We start from the raw sequence: 17,163 nt of genomic DNA on the forward strand, positions 1-17,163 counted from the left end.
ATGCGGGATGCGACGACGTACGTCGCGCGCCTGCGCGAGGGCGTGCGCTTCCACGACGGGTCGCCCCTCGATGCCGCCGACGTGGCCTTCACCTTCCGCAGCTTCCTCGACAAGGCGTTCCTCTCGCCGCGCAAGGGGGCGTACGCGCAACTGCAGGCGGTGGACGTCGAGGACGCGCGCACCGTCGTCTTCCGGCTCAAGGAGCCCTTCGCGTCGTTCCCGGTCAACCTGGTGATGGGCATCGTGCCCGAGGGCACACCGGCCGGAGCCCCGGCGCGGATCGGCGCCGGGCCCTACCGGTTCGTGCGGATGCAGGCCGACGACCGCGTCGAACTGGCCGCCAACCGCGACTACTTCGAGGGGCCCCCGCTCAACGGCGGTGTGGTGCTCCGCGTGATCCCGGACGACACGATGCGCGGCCTCGAACTGCGCACCGGTGCGCTCGATCTCGTCGTGAACGACATCGCCCCCGACATCGCGCGGGCCCTCGAGCGCGAGGACCGGCTGCAGGTCGTGACGGCACCGGGCCTCGACTACGCCTACGTGGGCATGAACCTGCGGGACCCGGTCCTGAAGGACGTGCGCGTCCGCCGAGCGCTGGGGCTCGCCATCGACGCCGGCGCCATCATCGCGCACCTGCGGCGAGGCCTGGCCGTGCCGGCCACGGGCATCATCCCGCCGATGTCGTGGGCCCACCCGGCGGACCTCCGGCCGCCCCCGCACGATCCTGCCGAGGCCGGGCGCCTTCTCGACGCGGCCGGCTATCCCGATCCCGATGGGCCGGGCCCGCAGCCACGCCTGCGGCTCACGCTGAAGACCTCGACCGCCGAGTTCGTCCGCCTCCAGGCCGCGGTGCTGCAGCAGGATCTGGCCCGCATCGGCGTCGCCGTCGACGTCCGCACCCAGGAGTTCGCGACGCTGTACGCCGACGTGCTGAAGGGGCGCTTCCAGCTGTTCACGTTGCAGTGGGTCGGCGTGACCGACCCGGACATGCTGCGGCGCGTGTTCCACTCGGCGCAGATGCCGCCCGCCGGCTTCAACCGTGGCTTCTTCAGCGACCCCGCCGTCGACGCCTTGATCGATGCGGCAACGACCAACCCCGACCCGGTGTCGCGCCTGGCGCAGTACCTCGAGGTACAGCGGCGCATCAGCGAGGCCGCGCCGTACGTGAGCCTGTGGACGAAGGTGAACGTCGCCGTCGCCCAGCCGTGGGTGCGCAACGTGCACCTCACGCCCCAGGCCAGCTTCGCTACCCTCCGGAACGTCGAGAAGATCCGCTGACCGACATCAACGCGCGTCGACATGAATGTCGACGCCCACGAACTGATTGTTCGTGGCGGTCGACCTTCAGGTCGACCGACCGGCGTTCGTCAGCGGGGCAGGTGCTCCGCGAGCAGGTCGACCACCACGCCGGGCGACTCGGCGTGAATCCAGTGCCCGCCCTCCCGGTGATGCAGGTGCACGCGCGCCTGACCAGCGCGCCGCGCCCCCTGCAACGCCTCCATCCGCGCCACGGCCTCCCCTGAGATCACCGACGACTGCGTCGCCTTCAGCACGTGGATGTCGTGTCCCGGCGCGCCCGGGTCGAGCACCGACCACAGCGGCGTCCGGAAGAACTCGTGGAGCAACTGCTCCATCACGTCGAAGTCGAGCTTCCAGCGGAACGCCTCCGCCTCGTGCACCAGGTTGGTCGACATCCACTGCGCGACCTCGGTCGCGAAACCGCCGGCCTCGATGCCGGCGATGGCCTCCTGGCGCGACCGGAACTGCTGCGGCATGCGGCGCACGATGCCGAGCATGTCCCACGCGCTGCCCGACGGCACCTTGGCTTCCGGCGTGGAGTCGATCACCCAGGTCTGCAGGGGACGCCCGGCCTCGCGCGCGGCGTAGGCCAGGGCCACCTTGCCGCCGAAGGAATGCCCCAGGACCGCGTCGGGCACCACACCCAGCGGCCCACCCCAGGTCGCGATGTCTCCTGCCAGCGCGTCGAGCGTGCCGCACTCCGGTCCCGGATGCGCATCGCCGTGATGCCGCATGTCGGCGAGCCAGCAGGCCCAGTCGGGCCGCCGTTCGACGAGCATCCGCGCGACGGCGAGCCAGTTGCGCCCGCGGCCGTAGATGCCGTGGAGCAGCAGCAGGTGGCGGGTGCCGGGGGCCTCGCTCCCGACACGCTTGGCGACCATGGGCGACACGACGCTCATGACCATCACGGTAGCGCGGGCGACGGGCGACAGGCTACAGGACGCCTGCGACCTGCAGGCTGTCGCCTGTCTCCGTGCACGACGTATCCTTGAACGCGGCGTGCGGGGCCGGCTACAGGCAGCCTGTCGCCCATCCCCTGTCGCCTCCCTGCCCGTGCCCGACGACCAGCTCTCGCTCTTCGACCTCACGCCGGCGACGGCGACACGTGCCAGCGGCGAGACCGAGTCGGAGGTCGACTGGCCCGCCGACGTGCGCGCCCTGGGTGATCGCCTTCCGCCCGGCGTGCGGTTCGGGACCAGCAGTTGGAGCTTCCCCGGCTGGGCCGGCCTCGTGTACCGGCGTCCGCGGACCCAGGCGGAGCTGGCGCGCGAAGGACTGCGCGAGTACGCGCGGTATCCCCTCTTCGGCACCGTCGGGATCGACCGCAGCTACTACGCGCCGATGAGCGGCGACGATCTCCGACGCTACGCGAGCCAGTTGCCGCCGGGATTCCCGTGTTGCGCCAAGGTACCCGCGATGTACGCCTCGCCGGTGCTGCCTGGCAGCGGACGCGAGACGACGGCGGTGCCCAATCCGGACTTCCTCTCACCCGAGGGCTTCCTGGCTGACGTCGCCGAACCGGCGATGATCCACTTCGCGCGCCACATCGGACCGTTCGTCCTGGAGATTCCGCCGGTGCCGCCCGGGGCGCGCCTCGAACCGCACGCGTTCGTCGACAAGCTCGGGCGCTTTCTCGACGTGCTGCCGCGCAGCCTGCCCGTTTCGGTGGAACTCCGCGACCGCCGACTCCTGACGCCCGAGTACGACGCGCTCCTCAGGCAGTACGGCGCGGCCCACGTGCTGAACTACTGGTCGGCGATGCCCATGCCGGGTGAGCAGGCCGGCCTGGTCGACGTGGCGACCGCGCCCTTCATGGTGGTGCGGCTGCTGCTGCGCCCGGGCACGCGTTACGAGGCCCGGCGCGATGCGTTCCGGCCGTTCAATCGCGTGGTCGACCCCGACGACCGCCTCCGGCGCGACGTGACCCGCCTGGTGACCGACGCGGCGGGACGACAGCAGCCGGTGTACGTGCTGGTCAACAACAAGGCCGAGGGCTCTGCACCGCTGACCATCAGGGCCCTGGCCGAGCAGGTCGTGCAGGCGTTGGCCTCGTCTCCGGGAACCTCTGGGGCCGACTCTCCGTAGCCGGTGGAGAGGAACCGCCGCGATGCCACCGACCGCCACGCCCGCCATCGATCTGCCCGCCACGTCCGACCCGCAGCTGTGGACGCGGTTCGCGCGCCTGATGGCCGCCGCGGCCGTGGTCGGCGCCATCCTCGGCGGCGTGGGCTGACGTCACACGGTCAGGACGATCTTGCCGATGTGCGCGCTCGATTCCATCAGCGCATGCGCGGCACTCGCCTCGGCCAGCGGGAACGTCCGGAATACCTGCGGCCTGACGGCCCCTGATTCGAGCCACGGCCACACGTGGGCCTCGAGCGCGGCGGCCAGGCGCGCCTTCTCGGCCACGGGCCGCGGCCGCAGCGTCGACCCGGTGAGCGTCAGCCGCCGCCGCATCACGAGGCCGACGTCGATGGTGGCCTTCGCGCCCTGCAAGGTCGCAATCTGCACGAGCCGTCCGTCCTCGGCCAGCAGCGACAGGTTCTTCGCGACATAGTCGCCCCCGACCATGTCGAGAATCACGTCGACACCTCGACCGCCGGTGGCCTCCCTCAGCACCTCCACGAAGTCGGCCTGGCGGTAGTCGATGGCGCGAGCCGCGCCGAGCGCGACGCACGCCGCGCACTTCTCCGGCGACCCAGCCGTGGCGTACACCGTCGCGCCCTGGCGCGCGGCCAGCTGGATCGCCGTCGTGCCGATGCCACTCGACCCGCCGTGCACCAGCAGGGACTCGCCTGGCACGAGCGCGCCACGCTCGAACACGTTGGCCCACACCGTGAAGAAGGTCTCGGGCACCGCCGCCGCGTCGACCATCGACAGGCCCGCCGGGCGCGGCAGGCACTGCCCCGCAGGCGCCACGACATAGGCGGCGTATCCTCCCCCGGCGAGCAGCGCGCAGACCTCGTCGCCCTCGCGCCAGCGGCGCACCTCCGGCCCGCAGGCGACGATGGTCCCGGCCACCTCGAGGCCCGGCAGGTCCGAGGCGCCGGGAGGCGGGGCATACCCGCCCCTGCGCTGGAAGACATCGGGACGATTGACGCCTGCCGCGGCCACATCGATCAGGACCTCGCCGGGGCCAGGGGCCGGTACCGGGCGCTCCACCAGCGAGAGCACCTCGGGGCCTCCGAACTCACGAATCTCGACAGCAGACATCCGGGCAGGGACCGACATGCCCCGCAGCATACCGCCGGGCGCGGGGATGCCGGCCGGTATGATGGGCGGATGTCGTCGCGCGGGTCGTTCATCCGGGAAGCGCTGCAGCCGATGGTGCGGCTGGCCCTGCCCGTGATTGCCGCCGAACTCGGCTGGATGGCCATGGGCGTCGTCGACACGGTCATGGTCGGGCCGCTCGGCGCCGCCGCCCTGAGCGGCACCGCCATCGGCAGCACGCTCTTCATCGCGATCGGCATCTTCGGCATGGGCCTGCTTCTCGGGCTCGACACGATGGTGTCGCAGGCCTTCGGCGCCGGGGATCGCGCGGAGTGCGACCGCTGGCTGGTGGCAGGCGTGTGGCTCGCCCTGCTGGCGACTCCCCCGCTGGCCGTGGTGCTGGCGGGAGTGTGGTGGGCCTTGCCGCGCATGGGCTTCCACCCCGACGTGCTGCCGCACGTGCAGGCCTACTTCCCCATCGTCGCGACGAGCCTGCCGCCGCTGCTGCTCTATGCGGCGCTGCGACGGTACCTGCAGGCCCTCTCGCGGGTCGGCGTCGTGGCGTTCACGCTCGCCACGGCCAACCTGGTCAACATCGTCGTCAACTGGGTGCTGATCTACGGCATCGGGCCGGCCCCGGCGCTGGGCGTCCGCGGCGCGGCGTGGGCGACGGTGATCTCGCGCGTGTACATGGTCGCGGTCCTCGCCTGGGTGACCTGGTCGGCCCATCGCGGCCCGATGGCCACGCACGTCTCGTGGCGCCTCCCGACGCTGCGCCTTCGCCGCCTCGTGGCGCTCGGCGCGCCTGCCGCGGCCCACCTGACCTTCGAGGTCGGGGTGTTCAGTGCCGTGACCGCGCTCGCAGGCCAGCTCGCGCCCGCCATGCAGGCCGCGCATCACATCGCCCTCAACATCGCCAGCGTGGTCTTCATGGTGCCGCTCGGCGTGTCGACCGCGGCCGCGGTCCTCGTCGGCCAGCACGTCGGGAGACGCGATGGCCCGGCCGCGCGTCGTGCCGGCTGGGCGGCGATCGTGCTCGTGCTCGCCTTCATGGCGTCGTCGGCGATCGCGTTCTTCCTGCGACCGGCGACCTTCATCGGGCTGTACACGCGCGAGGCGGCCGTGATCGCCATCGGATCGCAGTTGCTCGGCGTGGCCGCGGCCTTCCAGTTGTTCGACGGGCTGCAGGTGGCGACCACGGGAGCGCTGCGCGGACTGGGCGAGACGCGCGTCCCGATGCTGGTGAGCCTGGTCGGCTACTGGATTGTCGGCCTGCCGCTCGCGTGGTGGCTGTGCTTCCGCGGCGGCTACGGCGTCATCGGCCTCTGGCTGGGCCTGGCCCTCTCGCTCTTCCTCGTCGGCCTGGCCCTGCTCGCGCTCTGGCGGATCCGGATCGACGAGACCGCCAGGCGCTTCGCCCATGCTCGCGAGGCGACGCCATGACCGTGGACACGGAGCGCCTGCGCGCCGCCCTCGCACCGCTGGCTCGCGTGGCGCTCGGCACCTGGCCGACGCCGCTCGTGCCGCTGCCCCGCCTCGGCGAGGCCCTCGGGCTCGACCTCTGGATGAAGCGCGACGAGTGCAGCGGCCTGGCCATGGGCGGCAACAAGGCGCGCAAGCTCGAGTTCGTGCTCGGCGCGGCCATCGCCGAGGGGGCCCGGACGGTGGTGACGGCCGGCCCGATCACCTCCAATCACACGATGATGACCGCGGCGGCGGCGCGACGCCTCGGCCTGCACTGCATCGTGGTGCTGGGCGGTCGTGCGCCGGCGACGGCAACGGGTAACCTCTCGCTGACACACCTCTACGGTGCGGACGTGCACATCACGCCGATGGACACGGCGGACCCGTCCACCGAGGATCTCGCGGCGGCACAGCAGCTCTCGGCGCGGTTGGTCGCCGAGTCCGGCGGCTACTGGATTCCCCCGGGCGCCACCATGCCCTCGTCGGTGCCTGGCTACGCCGCGGCGGTGCTCGAAGTGCTGGACCAGCTCGGAGGCGCGTGGCCGTTCGACGAGGTCGTCGTCGCCTACGGGACGGGGTCGACCTCGGCCGGCGTGTACGCGGGCCTCGCGCTGGCGGGCCTGCCGGCCACTGTCCGCGCCGTCGCCGTGTCGTCGCGCGCCGCGATGGCGCGCTTCGAGTCGCAGTCGCCGGCGGCGCTGGTGCAGGCCGCGATCGACCTCTACGGATGGCCTTCCGCGCTTGCGGAGGGCCCGGCGCGGTGCGACTGGGTCCGTCCCCCGGACGAGCCCGGCTACGGCCTGCGCACGGCCGGTAGCGACGACGCGCTGCGTCGCGTGGCGCGCGAAGAAGGCTACCTGCTGGATCCGACCTACACCGCCAAGGCGGCGGCCGCGTTGTTCGCGATGGCGAGCGATGGCCGCCTGCGCCCGGGGGCGCGGGTCCTCTTCATCCACACCGGCGGGCTGCCCAGCACCGCAGCAGCCTCGCATCAGGAGACCACGTCATGACCACGCAGCCCGTGCCCGGCCTGGGCGCCAGCGGCGACGTGCCGTTGCGCGTCAACGACGCCCACTGCCACTTCTTCTCGCCTCGCTTCTTCGACGTCCTGGGACGCCAGAAGGGCCTGCCCGGCGACGCGCCGGGCGTCGAGGTCACGCGACTCGTCGAGTGGGACCATCCGGGCTCGGCCGAGGCGCTCGCCGATCGCTGGGCCGAGACCCTCACGACCGCCGGCGTCGGCCGCGCGATGCTCATCGGCAGCGTGCCCGGCGAGGAGGAGCAGGTGGCGCGCGCGGTGGCACGGCATCCGGATCGCTTCGTCGGCGCGTTCATGCTGGACCCCACGCAGGAGGGCGCGCTGACTCGCGCCACGTGGGGGCTGTCGCAGCCAGGCCTGCGCGTGGTGTGCCTCTTCCCGGCGATGCACGGCTACCTGCTGACCGACCCACGCGTCCACGGCCTGGTCGACCAGATCGCGGCCACGCCGGGGGCCGCGCTGTTCGTGCACTGTGGTGTGCTCACGGTCGGGATTCGCCGGAAGCTCGGGCTACCCAGCGTGTTCGAGGCCAGGTTCGGCAATCCGCTCGATCTCCAGGGCCTGGCGCTGCGGCATCCCTCGCTGCCGATCGTCGTGCCGCACTTTGGCGCCGGCTTCTTCCGCGAGGCGCTGATGCTGGCCGACACGTGCCCGAACGTCCTCGTCGACACGTCGTCGAGCAACGCGTGGATGAAGTACAGCCCCGGGCTGACGCTGCGGCACGTCTTCGCGCAAGCGCTCGCCGTGCTCGGTCCCGAGCGCCTCCTGTTCGGGTCCGACTCGTCGTTCTTCCCGCGCGGCTGGCACGCGGCCATCCGCGATGTGCAGTTGGGCGTGCTGGACGATCTGGCGGTCCCCGACACGGCCCGTCAGGCGATCTTCGGCGGCAACTTCGACCGCCTGTTCCCGCGGGCGCGCACTACCTGACGTCGACCAGCTCGATTTCGAACACCAGCGTCGCGTCGGGAGGAATCACCGGGGCCGAGCCCTCGGCGCCATAGGCCAGCCGCGCCGGGATGATCAGTTCCCTGACGCCGCCCTCCTTCATGCCGGCCACGCCGCGCTCCCAGCCCGGGATGACCTGCCCGGCCCCGAGCACGAAGTCGAGCGGGGGGCCAGACGGGCGCGAGCCGTCGAACCGGACGCCGCGGTGGTCCGGGGCGGCGCTGTCGTACAGCCAACCCTCGTACTGCACGAACAGGCGCCGCCCCTGCTCGGCCGGTTCGCCCACGCCGCCCTTCAGGTCGCGCACCTGCACGGTCTCCAGCGTGGTACGGGCCCGCGCCACCTGCTCCGGCGTGTACCGCGACGCGGGCGCCCCACACGCGCACAGCCCCAGGCCGAGGACCACGGCCAGCGCGACACGCCACGCCGTCATCGCGCCGCCCCTGCCAGGGCGCTCGGCAGCTTCGGTTGCCGCAGCAAGTCGAGGAACACCTCCCAGCGACGCGCGGGGTGCTGCTCGTCGCCTCCCTGCCCATTGACGTAGTCGCGCACGAGATCCTCGCCGAGGTTGTAGTTGATGACGTAGCTGCGGTACGTGTCGAAGAACCGTAGACGCTGCGCCGCGCGGTCGGGCCCCATCAACGCATGGTTCTCCAGCCAGCCGATAGCCGTCTCGCGGCTCCATGTCCCATCGAGGTAGCGGCGGGCGGCCTCGTTGCCCGCGTGCGAGAGGCGCCCGACGAGGCGCTGCACCTCGTGATAGCGCGCCGCCTGCGCCGGGTCGAGACCGGCCAGGGGAAACAGCACGTCACGCTCGAAGGCCAGGCGCTCGGCCTCCGGGAACGCGACGGCGATGCCGAAGTTGGCCGTGCCTTCGGCGATCAGGCTCTGTGGCGAGAAGAGCGGGTACACCGACCACTCGATCCAGCCGCGGCCGCGCACGAGCTGTTCCTCGATGAGCGCGTTGTACACGTGGTGCCCCGGGTAGCCCTCGTGGCACGCGAGGTCGAGCGCGCGGTCGATGTAGATCGGCAGGTCCGTGTTGACCTGGATGACGCTGGTGAAGTTGCCCTTGTACCAGTTGTAGCCACTCCAGGGCTTGTCCTTCACGTACTCGAGCGTGAAGGACTCGCCCGCCGGCAGCGCCACATGTGCGAGCGTCCGCTCGCGACACGCGGCGATGGCCGCGCGGAAGACGGCGTCCACCTTGCCGTCAGGGATCGCGAAGCCGCGTCGGTAGGCCTCGTAGCGCTCGGCGACGTCACCCTGGCCGGGCAAGGCCTTCGCCAGCGCGCCGACCAGTTCGGCGCGTGCTCACCGCGAGCACGGCCGACGAGGCGATCGCCTTGTGCGGCCGCGAGCGTCCGCACGTGCTGCTGGCCGACATCGGCATGCCGGTGACGGACGGGTACGAATTGATCCGGCAGGTACGCGCGCTCGGCCCCGAGGCGGGCGGCGGCGTGGCGGCCGCGGCGCTCACGGCCTTCGCGCGCCCCGAGGACCGCACCCGCGCGCTGGTCGCCGGCTACCAGACGCACCTGGCCAAGCCGGTGCAGCCCTTCGAACTCGTCGCCACCGTGGCCAGCCTCGCGGGACGGGTCACGACACGAGCGGAAGGCCCCGCAACACGCGACACGCCGCAGGCGACCTGACGCCAGGTCAGCGGGCCTGTCGCCGGCAGCCCGTGGCCGTCACAGCCGCCAGTCGCCAGGCAGGACCGCACGAATCACCGGGGCCGCCAGCGCCGTGCGCAGCGCGTCCTGCTGCTCGATCGACAGGCCGGAGCGCGGCACCAGGCAGTGGCCGCACGGGATGCCCGACCACGTGAGGATCTGCTTGAGGGCCGGGAACAGCGGGAAGCGCAGCACGGCGGTGATCAGCGCGTTCACCGCATCCTGCCGCTCCCGCACCTCGGCCCAGCGGCCCGCCCGGGCCAGCGCATCGATGTCCACGAACTGATCCGGCACGAGGTTGTAGAACGACCCGATGCCGCCATGCGCGCCCATCAGCAGGCCGGCGGCGAGCACCTCGTCGCGGCCGTTGAACACGACGCGCCCCGGCTTGGCGACCGCCCCGAGCACCGACAGGTCGAAGTCGGTGAACTTCACGCCCGCCACGTTGGGCAGGGCGCAGATCTCCTCGAGCTGATCGAGCGTGCGGATCGACGGGTAGACCTCCGGGAAGTAGTACACGACCAGCGGCAACGGACTGGCCGCGGCGAGCGCGGCGTAGTAGCGGCGCGCCTCCGCGAACCCGAACCCGGGCCCCGACGGCGGCAGGCTGCTGATCGCGGTGGCGCCGATGCGCCCGGCGTGCGTGGCGAGGTCGCGCGCGTCCTCGAAGGCCGCGGCGCCCACGTGCACGATCGCCGAGTGCCCCTTGGGCGTGTTCGCGACGGCGATCTCGGCGACCTGGCAGCGCATGTCGACCGACATGAGCAGCCCCTCGCCGGTCGTGCCGCAGATGTACGTGCCGTGCACGCCCGCCTCGAACAGGCGAGCCAACAGCGCCTCGAGGCTCGCCCTGGCGACCCGACCGTCTTCCTCGAACGGCGTCATGAGCGCCGGCAGAATCCCCTTCAGTGCGTCCACGGTTCGCGATCTCCCTGCGAAGGGGCCGGGCTCGGAGAGCCGGCCCTACCTTCGACCTTCAACCTTCAACCTTCCACCTTCGACATGAGGCATGACGAATGAGGCATGAGGCATTACCGATCCCGCCCCTGCGTCAGCCACGCGAGATCCAGCCGCGCAAACGTGATCCGTTCGTAGGCGCCCCGCTGCCCGCGCTCGTACAGCACGCCGATCGTGCCGTCGCGCAGCACCGCCAGGCACGAATACGCGGCCGGCCCCTCGTGGAGCACACGCCAGATCGGCCAGGTCTCGCCCTCATCCTCGCTCATGCGGATCGTCATGCGCTCCCGCCCCCGCCCCGACGGGTTGGTGAAGAGCAGGCGATTGCGCCCGCCCGACGCCGACGTGGAGTACCGGAGCACGCTGGCCTGCGCCGGCGGCTCGGGCAGCGCCTCGTCGCCCCTCGGCGGCGCGAGCGTGAGGCCGCCATCGGTGCTCACCGCCACCAGGCGCCGGTTGGGCGCCTTCGGCGGATGGTTCCGCATGTTCAGCATCACCCGCCCGTCGGCGAGTTCCACCGCCTGGCTCTCGTTGGTGCCGTCGACGGAGATGCCGCCGATCCGCCACGTCGCGCCGTGGTCGTCGCTGTACAGCACGTGCGAGCGGTGGGCCTGCGTCCCGGCGACGGCGTGGTTGGCCGGGATCAGCAACCGGCCGGATCGCAACTGGATGCCCACGCCGGGCCCGGTCGCATACCACGTCCACTCGGGTCGCTTCGCGCTCGCCGTGATTTCCTCGGGCCGCGACCACGTGCGCCCGTCGTCGAGGCTCTTGAGCACCCATACGGTGCGCGTGCCCGCCGACGTGCCCGCGAGGATGTCGCGCTCGTGGTCGGTGCCGCGATTGTGCGTGGTGAGCAGCCAGATCGTGCCGGTGTCGCGATCGACCACCGGGCACGGGTTGCCGAAGGTGTTCGGCCCGTTGTCGCCCACCAGCGTCACGGGGCCCCACGTGCGACCGTCGTCCTCGCTGCGGCGCGACACGAGGTCGATGTCGCCCGCGTCGCCTGCACCGCCCTTGCGCGCCTCGGCGAACGCCAGCAGGGCGCCCGACGGGGTCGCGATCACCGAGGGGATGCGGTACGTGTGATAGCCGCCCTCGCCCGACACGAACACGTCGCCCTGCGCGAGGTCGCGAGCGGCCGCGGGGGAGCCGACGCCCAGCAGCAGGACTGCGAGCAGGCCCAGCGCCGCGCGCCGCCTCACGACTGCGCCTCCACGGCTGCGGCCGGCGACGCGAGGCTGGCCAGGTAGCCGAGGACGAACGCTGCGCCGGTGCCGATGCCGGCGTACAGCAGGAAGTGCAGCGGCGTGCGCTGCTGCACCCAGGCGAGCACGAACGCGCTCGCGACGAAGCCCACGAGCGCGCCGGCCGCCGTGGCGCGACGCGTGAAGATGCCCAGCGCGAAGATGCCCGCGAGTCCGCCGCCAAAGAGCCCGAGCGACTGCAGGAACACATCCCACAGCGATCGCACGTCCCAGGTCGCCAGCACCAGCGCACTCGCCGTGCCGGCCAGGCCGATGACCAGCGTGAGCGTCCGCGCCAGCCGCATCTGTGCAGCCTCGGGACGCGGTGGGCCGAGGCGCGCGGTGAAGTCCGTGATGATCGCCGTCACGATGCTGTTGATGCTCCCACTCAGCGTCGACATCGCTGCCGCGAACACGCCCGACACGACGAGCCCGGACACGCCCGGCGGCATCTGCTGCGCGATGAACCACGCGAAGGTCGCGTCGGTGGGCGTCGACGGATTGAGCAGGCCCGGGTGCGTCCGGTAGAACGCGAACAGCGCGCTGCCCACGCCGAAGAAGAGCAGCGAACTCGGAATCGCCATGGCGGCGCCGAGCCAGATCGCGCGACGCGCTTGCCGCTCGTCGCGGGTCGTGAAGTACCGCTGCACGACGGCCTGGTCGGCGGTGTAGGGCACGAGGTGCGACACGAGGTTGCCGAAGAAGACCACCCAGATCGACGCGATGGTCGCATCGGGCGTCCACGTCGCCATGTGGAACTTGCCGGCCGCGCGCCCGACCCCGATCACCTGGCCCACGTCGCCGCCGGTGCCGGCCACGATCAGCGCCAGCGACACCACGACCGCGCCGATCAGCACGAACGACTGCAGCACGTCGGTCCAGATCACCGCGTTCATCCCGCCGTGCAGCGTGTACACCGTGCAGAGCACCCCCATCAGCAGGATCGACAGCCGGATGTCCATGCCCGTCGCGGCCGCCAGCGCCAGCGCGGGCAGGTACAGCACGATGGCCATCCGCGCCCACTGCAGGGCCACGAACGCCGCGCTGCACAGCAGGCGCACGGCGAGGTTGAACCGGTGCTCGAGGTACTCGTAGGCCGTCGTCACCTGCAGGCCGCGGAACCGCGGCAGGTAGAACAGGATCACCACCGGCGCGATGAGGATGATGCTGAGGTTGCCCGGCAGGTACGTCCAGTCCTCCGCATACGCCTTGGCCGGGATCGCGAGGAAGGTGATCGCGCTCAACTGCGTCGCGTAGATGCTGAGCCCGGCCGCCCACCACGGCACGCGGCGCCCCCCGAGGAAGAAGTCCTCGCGCGTGTCGTCCTGCCGCGAGAAGCGCTTGCCGATCCAGATCAGCGGGAGCAGGTACGCCGCCAGCACCGCGTAGTCGAGCCAGCCGAAGGCGCGTGCCGTGACCTGCAGCGTCGCCCGCGACACGGTCGACGCGCGATGCCCCGGGCGGTCCTCGCCCCCGGCGACGATGAGGCTGTCGCCGTCGCGGAGGGCCGTCGTGGTGACCAGCGGCGTGGGGAGTGCGCCGAGCGACGTCCATGTGTCGGTGATCGCGTGATACGCCAGCACGTCGCGGCTGAACCCGGGGTGCCGCTCGCGTAGCGTCGCCACCTGCGATGCCAACTGCCCGTCGTCTCCGCCCAGCACGAACACGTGCGACTGCCCCCAGGCCACGGCGGGCGCCGCGACGACCGGGCGCGGGGCCGGGGCGATGGAGGTCCAGCCGGCGGCGGGCGTGAAGCGGAAGCCGTCTGCGAGGTACGTGCGCACGGCCCGGCCATCTGGGCCAGCCGCGAGTGATGCGCCGCTGATCACGTGCAAGGCCCCCGCCTGGGCCACGACGACCGGCAGGATGCGTCCGGTGCCGGGCAGTGGCGCTACCTCGCGCCAGGCGGCCGATGGGCCATCGAGGTCGAGCGCCCACACGCGACGGCTCGCCTCGACCGCATCGGGCGACACCTGGCCGCCGACGACGAAGAGGGTGCGGCCGAGGACGGCGGCGCCGGCCATGGCGAGCGGCGTGGGCAGGGGCGGCAGCGCCGTGCGGGCGAGCCGGTCGCCAGTGCGCGTGAGCACGAAGGCATCTGCGTGATGGCGGGTGGCGTCGTTGCCCCCGACCACCAGCAGGCGCGCGCCGTCGGGGGCGACGGCGGCGTATCCGAGGGGGCGCGGGAGCAGGCCGTCGGGCAGGCGCTGCCAGGCCGTGGCGCCGCGCGGCAGCAGGAAGGCGTCGGCGTACCAGGTCTTGGTGCCGCCCTCGAACAGGCTGACCGGGAAGTCCGTGCCGCCCGCAACGAGCAGCGCGCCGTCGACGAGACCGGCGACATGCCCGCTCCGCGGCGACGGCAGCGGCGGCATCGCCTCCCACGCCAGCGTCGTCGCCGACGGCTGCGCCACGGCACTCCCACCCAGCAGCAGGGCCAGGAGCCATGCCCCCGCGACCGCCATACGCCCGACAGCCCGACAGTTCATCGGGCGCGATGGTACTCCAGCGCAGGGTACCGGGTACCGGGTACCGGGTACGGGGTACGGGGTGCGGGGTACGTAGACGTCGGGCTTGCCCGACGGTCAGGGAAGCTGCCGCCCCGCGTTGGTCGAGGCCTGTACCCGGTACCCCGTACCCGGTACCCGGCCTCGGGTCCCGCTACTCCCCGCGGCGGATACTGGCCAGTTTCTCTTCGTGCTCGCGCTCGAACCTGTCGAGGTCGCGGCGGAGCTCGGCCTCGCGCTCGAGGGTTGCCATCGGGTCGAACGTCCCGGAGATGGCGGTCTGGTGCATGATGCGGCGCTGGGCGACGCGGGCCTCGTGCTGGCGCTTCGCCTCGCCGATCTGTTCGCGCTGCGCGTCGGTCAGGGTCACCTGCGCGACGCCCCTGGCCTCGTCCTGCTGACGCAGCTTCTCCATCACGAGTTCGAGTCGACTCTTGGGCGGGGCATCACCGGTCATGTCCGCATCGTACCTCCGCCGGCGCGAATACCGACCTGGCGTCCGCCCGGTTCCGCAGCCGACAGCCGACAGCGAGGGCGTGGCGCGGTAGCCTTGCGGGATGGACACCCCCGTCACGGACCGCCGCCCGTCGTCCAGCCTCCCGCCCGCGCCGCCGAGCCAGGGCGCCGACCGCGTGCTGCTCGCAGGCCCGCACTCGCGCCTGCGGGAACTGCGCCTGGTGCTGACCTCCGTCCGCGACTTCGTCCGCGGCTTCCGTGTCCTGCACTTCGCGGGGCCGTGCGTCACGGTGTTCGGATCGGCGCGCTTCGATGAGCATCACCGGTACTACGCGCTGGCCCGCGAGGTCGGCGCCGGGTTGAGCAGGCTCGGGTTCACCGTGATGACCGGCGGTGGCCCGGGCGTCATGGAGGGCGCCAACCGGGGCGCCAGGGAGGCCGGGGGCTGGTCGGTGGGCTGCAACATCAGGCTGCCCTTCGAGCAGGACGCCAACCCGTACCTGGACCGGTGGATCACGTGCGAGTACTTCTTCGTGCGCAAGGTACTGCTCGTGAAGTACTCCTACGCCTTCATCGCGCTGCCGGGCGGCCTCGGCACCCTCGACGAGTTGTTCGAGATCCTCACCCTCATCCAGACGGGCGAGGTGCAGTCCTTCCCCGTCGTGCTGATGGGCCGGGAATACTGGGCCCCGCTGATCCGACAACTCAACGACATGGTGGGGGCCGGCACCATCGGCGCGACCGATCTCGACCTGCTGCTGATCACCGACGACGTGGCGGAGGCCCTGGCGCACGTGCAGGCGCGGGCGATCACGCCCTTCGGCCTCAAGCCGCGCACGTCACCGCACCCGTGGGCGATGTTCGGGGAGCGGGGGCGGCCGACCTCGTCCTGAGCGGCCGCGCGCGGCGCCACGGTGCGGCGTCCCTGTCAGCGCCGGCCTACACGGGTTTTGGCCACCCGATCCCGGAGTGACAGGCGTATATTTGGGAAGATTTCCCTCAGGGCCTCAGGAGGCAACACGATGAGTGGTGAGCAAGGCGGACTTTCACGGCGCGGGTTCGGGCAGCGCCTCGGCCAGGTCGCAGCGGCGACGTCGGCGCTGTCGGCGCTGAACGCCCCGGCGGTGCATGGCGCGGTCGGCGACACGATCCAGTTCGCGGTCGTGGGCTGCGGGGGCCGTGGCACGGGCGCCGTGGTGGACGCGTTCGCGACCAAGAACGGGCCCCTGAAGCTGGTGGCGATGGCCGACATCTTCGAGGACAAGCTCACCCGCAGCTACGCCTCGCTGAAGAACCGCCTCGGCGACGGCATGGCCGTGAAGGACGAGCACAAGTTCCTCGGCTTCGACGGCTACCAGAAGGCGATGGACGTGCTCAAGCCGGGCGACGTCGTCATCCTCGCCACGCCGCCGGCGTTCCGCTGGGTGCACTTCGACTACGCGATCAAGAAGGGCCTCAACGTCTTCATGGAGAAGCCGGTCACCGTCGACGGGCCGACCTCCAAGCGGATGCTCGAGCTCGGTGAGCTCTCCGTGAAGAAGAACCTCAAGGTCGGCGTCGGCCTGATGTGCCGTCACTGTGACGCGCGCAACGAACTGCTCCGCCGCGTGCGCGACGGCCAGATCGGCGAGATCATCTCGATGCGCGCCTACCGCATGCACGGCCCGGGCGGATCGGCGTTCACCAAGAAGCAGGTCAAGGGCGGCCTGACCCCGCAGGTCGTCGGCGATGCCACGCAGCCGATGTCCGAGGTGATGTACCAGCTGCGCCGTTTCCACGGCTTCCTGTGGGCGTCGGGCGGGATGTACTCCGACTTCTACATCCACAACATCGACGAGTGCGCGATGATCAAGGAAGCCTGGCCGATCAAGGCGCAGGCGGTCGGTGGTCGTCACTATCGCGAGGACTACGTCGACCAGAACTTCGACACGTACGCGGTCGAGTACACGTTCCCCGACGGCACCAAGATGCACCTCGACGGCCGCACGATGACGGGCGCCTGGAGCGAGTTCGCCTCCTACGCGCACGGCACGAAGGGTCTCGCGGTCATCTCGGCCAAGGAGCACACGCCGGCCCGCAGCCGCATCTACAACGGGCACAACCCCGAGCCGGGCAACCTGGCGTGGGCCTACCCCGAGCAGGAGCGCAACCCGTACCGCGTCGAGTGGATCGACATGATCGAGGCCATCCGCAACGACCGCCCGTACAACGAGGTCAAGCGCGGCGTCGAGGCGAGCCTGGTCACGAGCATGGGCCGCATGGCCGCCCACACGGGCCGCGTCATCACCTACGACGAGATGCTGAACTGCCCGCACGAGTTCGCGCCGAACGTCGACAAGCTCACCGAGAACGGCCCCGCGCCGGTC

The 17,163-nt window shown here is 71.7% G+C and carries 17 protein-coding genes; 9 read left to right on the top strand and 8 right to left on the bottom strand.

Features of this window, described 5'->3' with window-relative positions; genetic code table 11:
- A partial coding sequence (locus tag ACIRDX_RS13405) for an ABC transporter substrate-binding protein (protein WP_396625940.1) occupies nucleotides 1-1,281 on the top strand: 1,281 nt, incomplete at its 5' end.
- An 89-nt stretch (nucleotides 1,282-1,370) separates the two neighbouring features.
- Here ACIRDX_RS13405 and ACIRDX_RS13410 read toward each other — a convergent pair.
- Complete coding sequence (locus ACIRDX_RS13410) at nucleotides 1,371-2,201, bottom strand: alpha/beta fold hydrolase (RefSeq protein WP_396625941.1); 831 nt, start codon at nucleotides 2,199-2,201, stop codon at nucleotides 1,371-1,373.
- Nucleotides 2,202-2,355: 154 nt separating this feature from the next.
- Between ACIRDX_RS13410 and ACIRDX_RS13415 the strand changes: the two genes are divergently transcribed.
- Both ACIRDX_RS13415 and ACIRDX_RS13420 read left to right on the top strand, forming a co-directional pair.
- On the top strand, nucleotides 2,356-3,387 hold the full coding sequence (locus ACIRDX_RS13415; protein ID WP_396625942.1) for a DUF72 domain-containing protein: 1,032 nt from the start codon (nucleotides 2,356-2,358) through the stop codon (nucleotides 3,385-3,387).
- 22 nt (nucleotides 3,388-3,409) lie between these two features.
- Complete coding sequence (locus ACIRDX_RS13420) at nucleotides 3,410-3,535, top strand: hypothetical protein (RefSeq protein WP_396625943.1); 126 nt, start codon at nucleotides 3,410-3,412, stop codon at nucleotides 3,533-3,535.
- A gap of 2 nt (nucleotides 3,536-3,537) precedes the next feature.
- Here ACIRDX_RS13420 and ACIRDX_RS13425 read toward each other — a convergent pair whose 3' ends face one another.
- Nucleotides 3,538-4,515 carry an NAD(P)H-quinone oxidoreductase gene (locus ACIRDX_RS13425; RefSeq protein WP_396625956.1) on the bottom strand — a complete coding sequence of 326 codons (978 nt, stop codon included), beginning with the start codon at nucleotides 4,513-4,515 and terminating at the stop codon, nucleotides 3,538-3,540.
- 69 nt (nucleotides 4,516-4,584) lie between these two features.
- Between ACIRDX_RS13425 and ACIRDX_RS13430 the strand changes: the two genes are divergently transcribed.
- From ACIRDX_RS13430 to ACIRDX_RS13440, 3 genes are read left to right on the top strand one after another with little or no spacing between them, the layout of a single operon-like run.
- Nucleotides 4,585-5,955, top strand: coding sequence for an MATE family efflux transporter (locus tag ACIRDX_RS13430; RefSeq protein WP_396625944.1), 1,371 nt, complete (start codon nucleotides 4,585-4,587; stop codon nucleotides 5,953-5,955).
- Nucleotides 5,952-6,986, top strand: coding sequence for a 1-aminocyclopropane-1-carboxylate deaminase/D-cysteine desulfhydrase (locus tag ACIRDX_RS13435; RefSeq protein ID WP_396625945.1), 1,035 nt, complete (start codon nucleotides 5,952-5,954; stop codon nucleotides 6,984-6,986). The genes ACIRDX_RS13430 and ACIRDX_RS13435 overlap by 4 nt, the downstream gene beginning before the upstream one ends.
- Entirely contained in the window at nucleotides 6,983-7,942 is a 960-nt protein-coding gene (locus ACIRDX_RS13440) for an amidohydrolase family protein (protein WP_396625946.1), read from the top strand. Before ACIRDX_RS13435 ends, ACIRDX_RS13440 begins: the two co-directional genes overlap by 4 nt.
- Here the strand turns inward: ACIRDX_RS13440 and ACIRDX_RS13445 are convergent.
- Together ACIRDX_RS13445 and ACIRDX_RS13450 are read right to left on the bottom strand one after the other, a co-directional pair.
- Nucleotides 7,935-8,393: an FKBP-type peptidyl-prolyl cis-trans isomerase gene (locus tag ACIRDX_RS13445; RefSeq protein WP_396625947.1), complete on the bottom strand. Its 459-nt coding sequence runs from the start codon at nucleotides 8,391-8,393 to the stop codon at nucleotides 7,935-7,937. The genes ACIRDX_RS13440 and ACIRDX_RS13445 overlap by 8 nt on opposite strands.
- Entirely contained in the window at nucleotides 8,390-9,238 is an 849-nt protein-coding gene (locus ACIRDX_RS13450) for a hypothetical protein (protein ID WP_396625948.1), read from the bottom strand. The genes ACIRDX_RS13445 and ACIRDX_RS13450 overlap by 4 nt, the downstream gene beginning before the upstream one ends.
- 32 nt (nucleotides 9,239-9,270) lie before the next feature.
- On the opposite strand from ACIRDX_RS13450, the gene ACIRDX_RS13455 reads away from it, so the two are divergent.
- Nucleotides 9,271-9,612, top strand: a complete 342-nt coding sequence (locus ACIRDX_RS13455) for a response regulator (RefSeq protein ID WP_396625949.1) — start codon at nucleotides 9,271-9,273, stop codon at nucleotides 9,610-9,612.
- A gap of 39 nt (nucleotides 9,613-9,651) precedes the next feature.
- Here ACIRDX_RS13455 and ACIRDX_RS13460 read toward each other — a convergent pair whose 3' ends face one another.
- The 4 genes from ACIRDX_RS13460 to ACIRDX_RS13475 all read right to left on the bottom strand — a co-directional run bounded on the left by ACIRDX_RS13460 (nucleotide 9,652) and on the right by ACIRDX_RS13475 (nucleotide 14,798).
- Entirely contained in the window at nucleotides 9,652-10,551 is a 900-nt protein-coding gene (locus ACIRDX_RS13460) for a dihydrodipicolinate synthase family protein (protein WP_396625950.1), read from the bottom strand.
- Between the two features lie 113 nt (nucleotides 10,552-10,664).
- Nucleotides 10,665-11,795 (bottom strand): exo-alpha-sialidase, encoded by a 1,131-nt coding sequence (locus tag ACIRDX_RS13465; protein ID WP_396625951.1) that lies wholly within the window; start codon nucleotides 11,793-11,795, stop codon nucleotides 10,665-10,667.
- Nucleotides 11,792-14,323: a sodium/solute symporter gene (locus ACIRDX_RS13470; protein WP_396625952.1), complete on the bottom strand. Its 2,532-nt coding sequence runs from the start codon at nucleotides 14,321-14,323 to the stop codon at nucleotides 11,792-11,794. Before ACIRDX_RS13470 ends, ACIRDX_RS13465 begins: the two co-directional genes overlap by 4 nt.
- A gap of 172 nt (nucleotides 14,324-14,495) precedes the next feature.
- Nucleotides 14,496-14,798 carry a hypothetical protein gene (locus ACIRDX_RS13475; protein ID WP_396625953.1) on the bottom strand — a complete coding sequence of 101 codons (303 nt, stop codon included), beginning with the start codon at nucleotides 14,796-14,798 and terminating at the stop codon, nucleotides 14,496-14,498.
- 100 nt (nucleotides 14,799-14,898) lie between these two features.
- Between ACIRDX_RS13475 and ACIRDX_RS13480 the strand changes: the two genes are divergently transcribed.
- On the top strand, nucleotides 14,899-15,690 hold the full coding sequence (locus tag ACIRDX_RS13480; protein WP_396625954.1) for a TIGR00730 family Rossman fold protein: 792 nt from the start codon (nucleotides 14,899-14,901) through the stop codon (nucleotides 15,688-15,690).
- 129 nt (nucleotides 15,691-15,819) lie between these two features.
- Nucleotides 15,820-17,163 (top strand): Gfo/Idh/MocA family protein (locus ACIRDX_RS13485; RefSeq protein ID WP_396625955.1); only part of this gene is annotated, 1,344 nt, incomplete at its 3' end.

It is taken from the genome of Luteitalea sp. (assembly GCF_044337415.1).
GTDB lineage: Bacteria > Acidobacteriota > Vicinamibacteria > Vicinamibacterales > Vicinamibacteraceae > Luteitalea.

Excerpts from the sequence above, each read along its gene's own strand:
- ACIRDX_RS13430 (WP_396625944.1), top strand. The coding sequence starts at position 4,585 with ATGTCGTCGCGCGGGTCGTTCATCCGGGAAGCGCTGCAGCCGATGGTG.
- ACIRDX_RS13440 (WP_396625946.1), top strand. The coding sequence starts at position 6,983 with ATGACCACGCAGCCCGTGCCCGGCCTGGGCGCCAGCGGCGACGTGCCG.
- ACIRDX_RS13425 (WP_396625956.1), bottom strand. The coding sequence starts at position 4,515 with ATGTCTGCTGTCGAGATTCGTGAGTTCGGAGGCCCCGAGGTGCTCTCG.
- ACIRDX_RS13470 (WP_396625952.1), bottom strand. The coding sequence starts at position 14,323 with ATGAACTGTCGGGCTGTCGGGCGTATGGCGGTCGCGGGGGCATGGCTC.
- ACIRDX_RS13435 (WP_396625945.1), top strand. The coding sequence starts at position 5,952 with ATGACCGTGGACACGGAGCGCCTGCGCGCCGCCCTCGCACCGCTGGCT.
- ACIRDX_RS13410 (WP_396625941.1), bottom strand. The coding sequence starts at position 2,201 with ATGAGCGTCGTGTCGCCCATGGTCGCCAAGCGTGTCGGGAGCGAGGCC.
- ACIRDX_RS13475 (WP_396625953.1), bottom strand. The coding sequence starts at position 14,798 with ATGACCGGTGATGCCCCGCCCAAGAGTCGACTCGAACTCGTGATGGAG.
- ACIRDX_RS13445 (WP_396625947.1), bottom strand. The coding sequence starts at position 8,393 with ATGACGGCGTGGCGTGTCGCGCTGGCCGTGGTCCTCGGCCTGGGGCTG.
- ACIRDX_RS13480 (WP_396625954.1), top strand. The coding sequence starts at position 14,899 with ATGGACACCCCCGTCACGGACCGCCGCCCGTCGTCCAGCCTCCCGCCC.
- ACIRDX_RS13420 (WP_396625943.1), top strand. The coding sequence starts at position 3,410 with ATGCCACCGACCGCCACGCCCGCCATCGATCTGCCCGCCACGTCCGAC.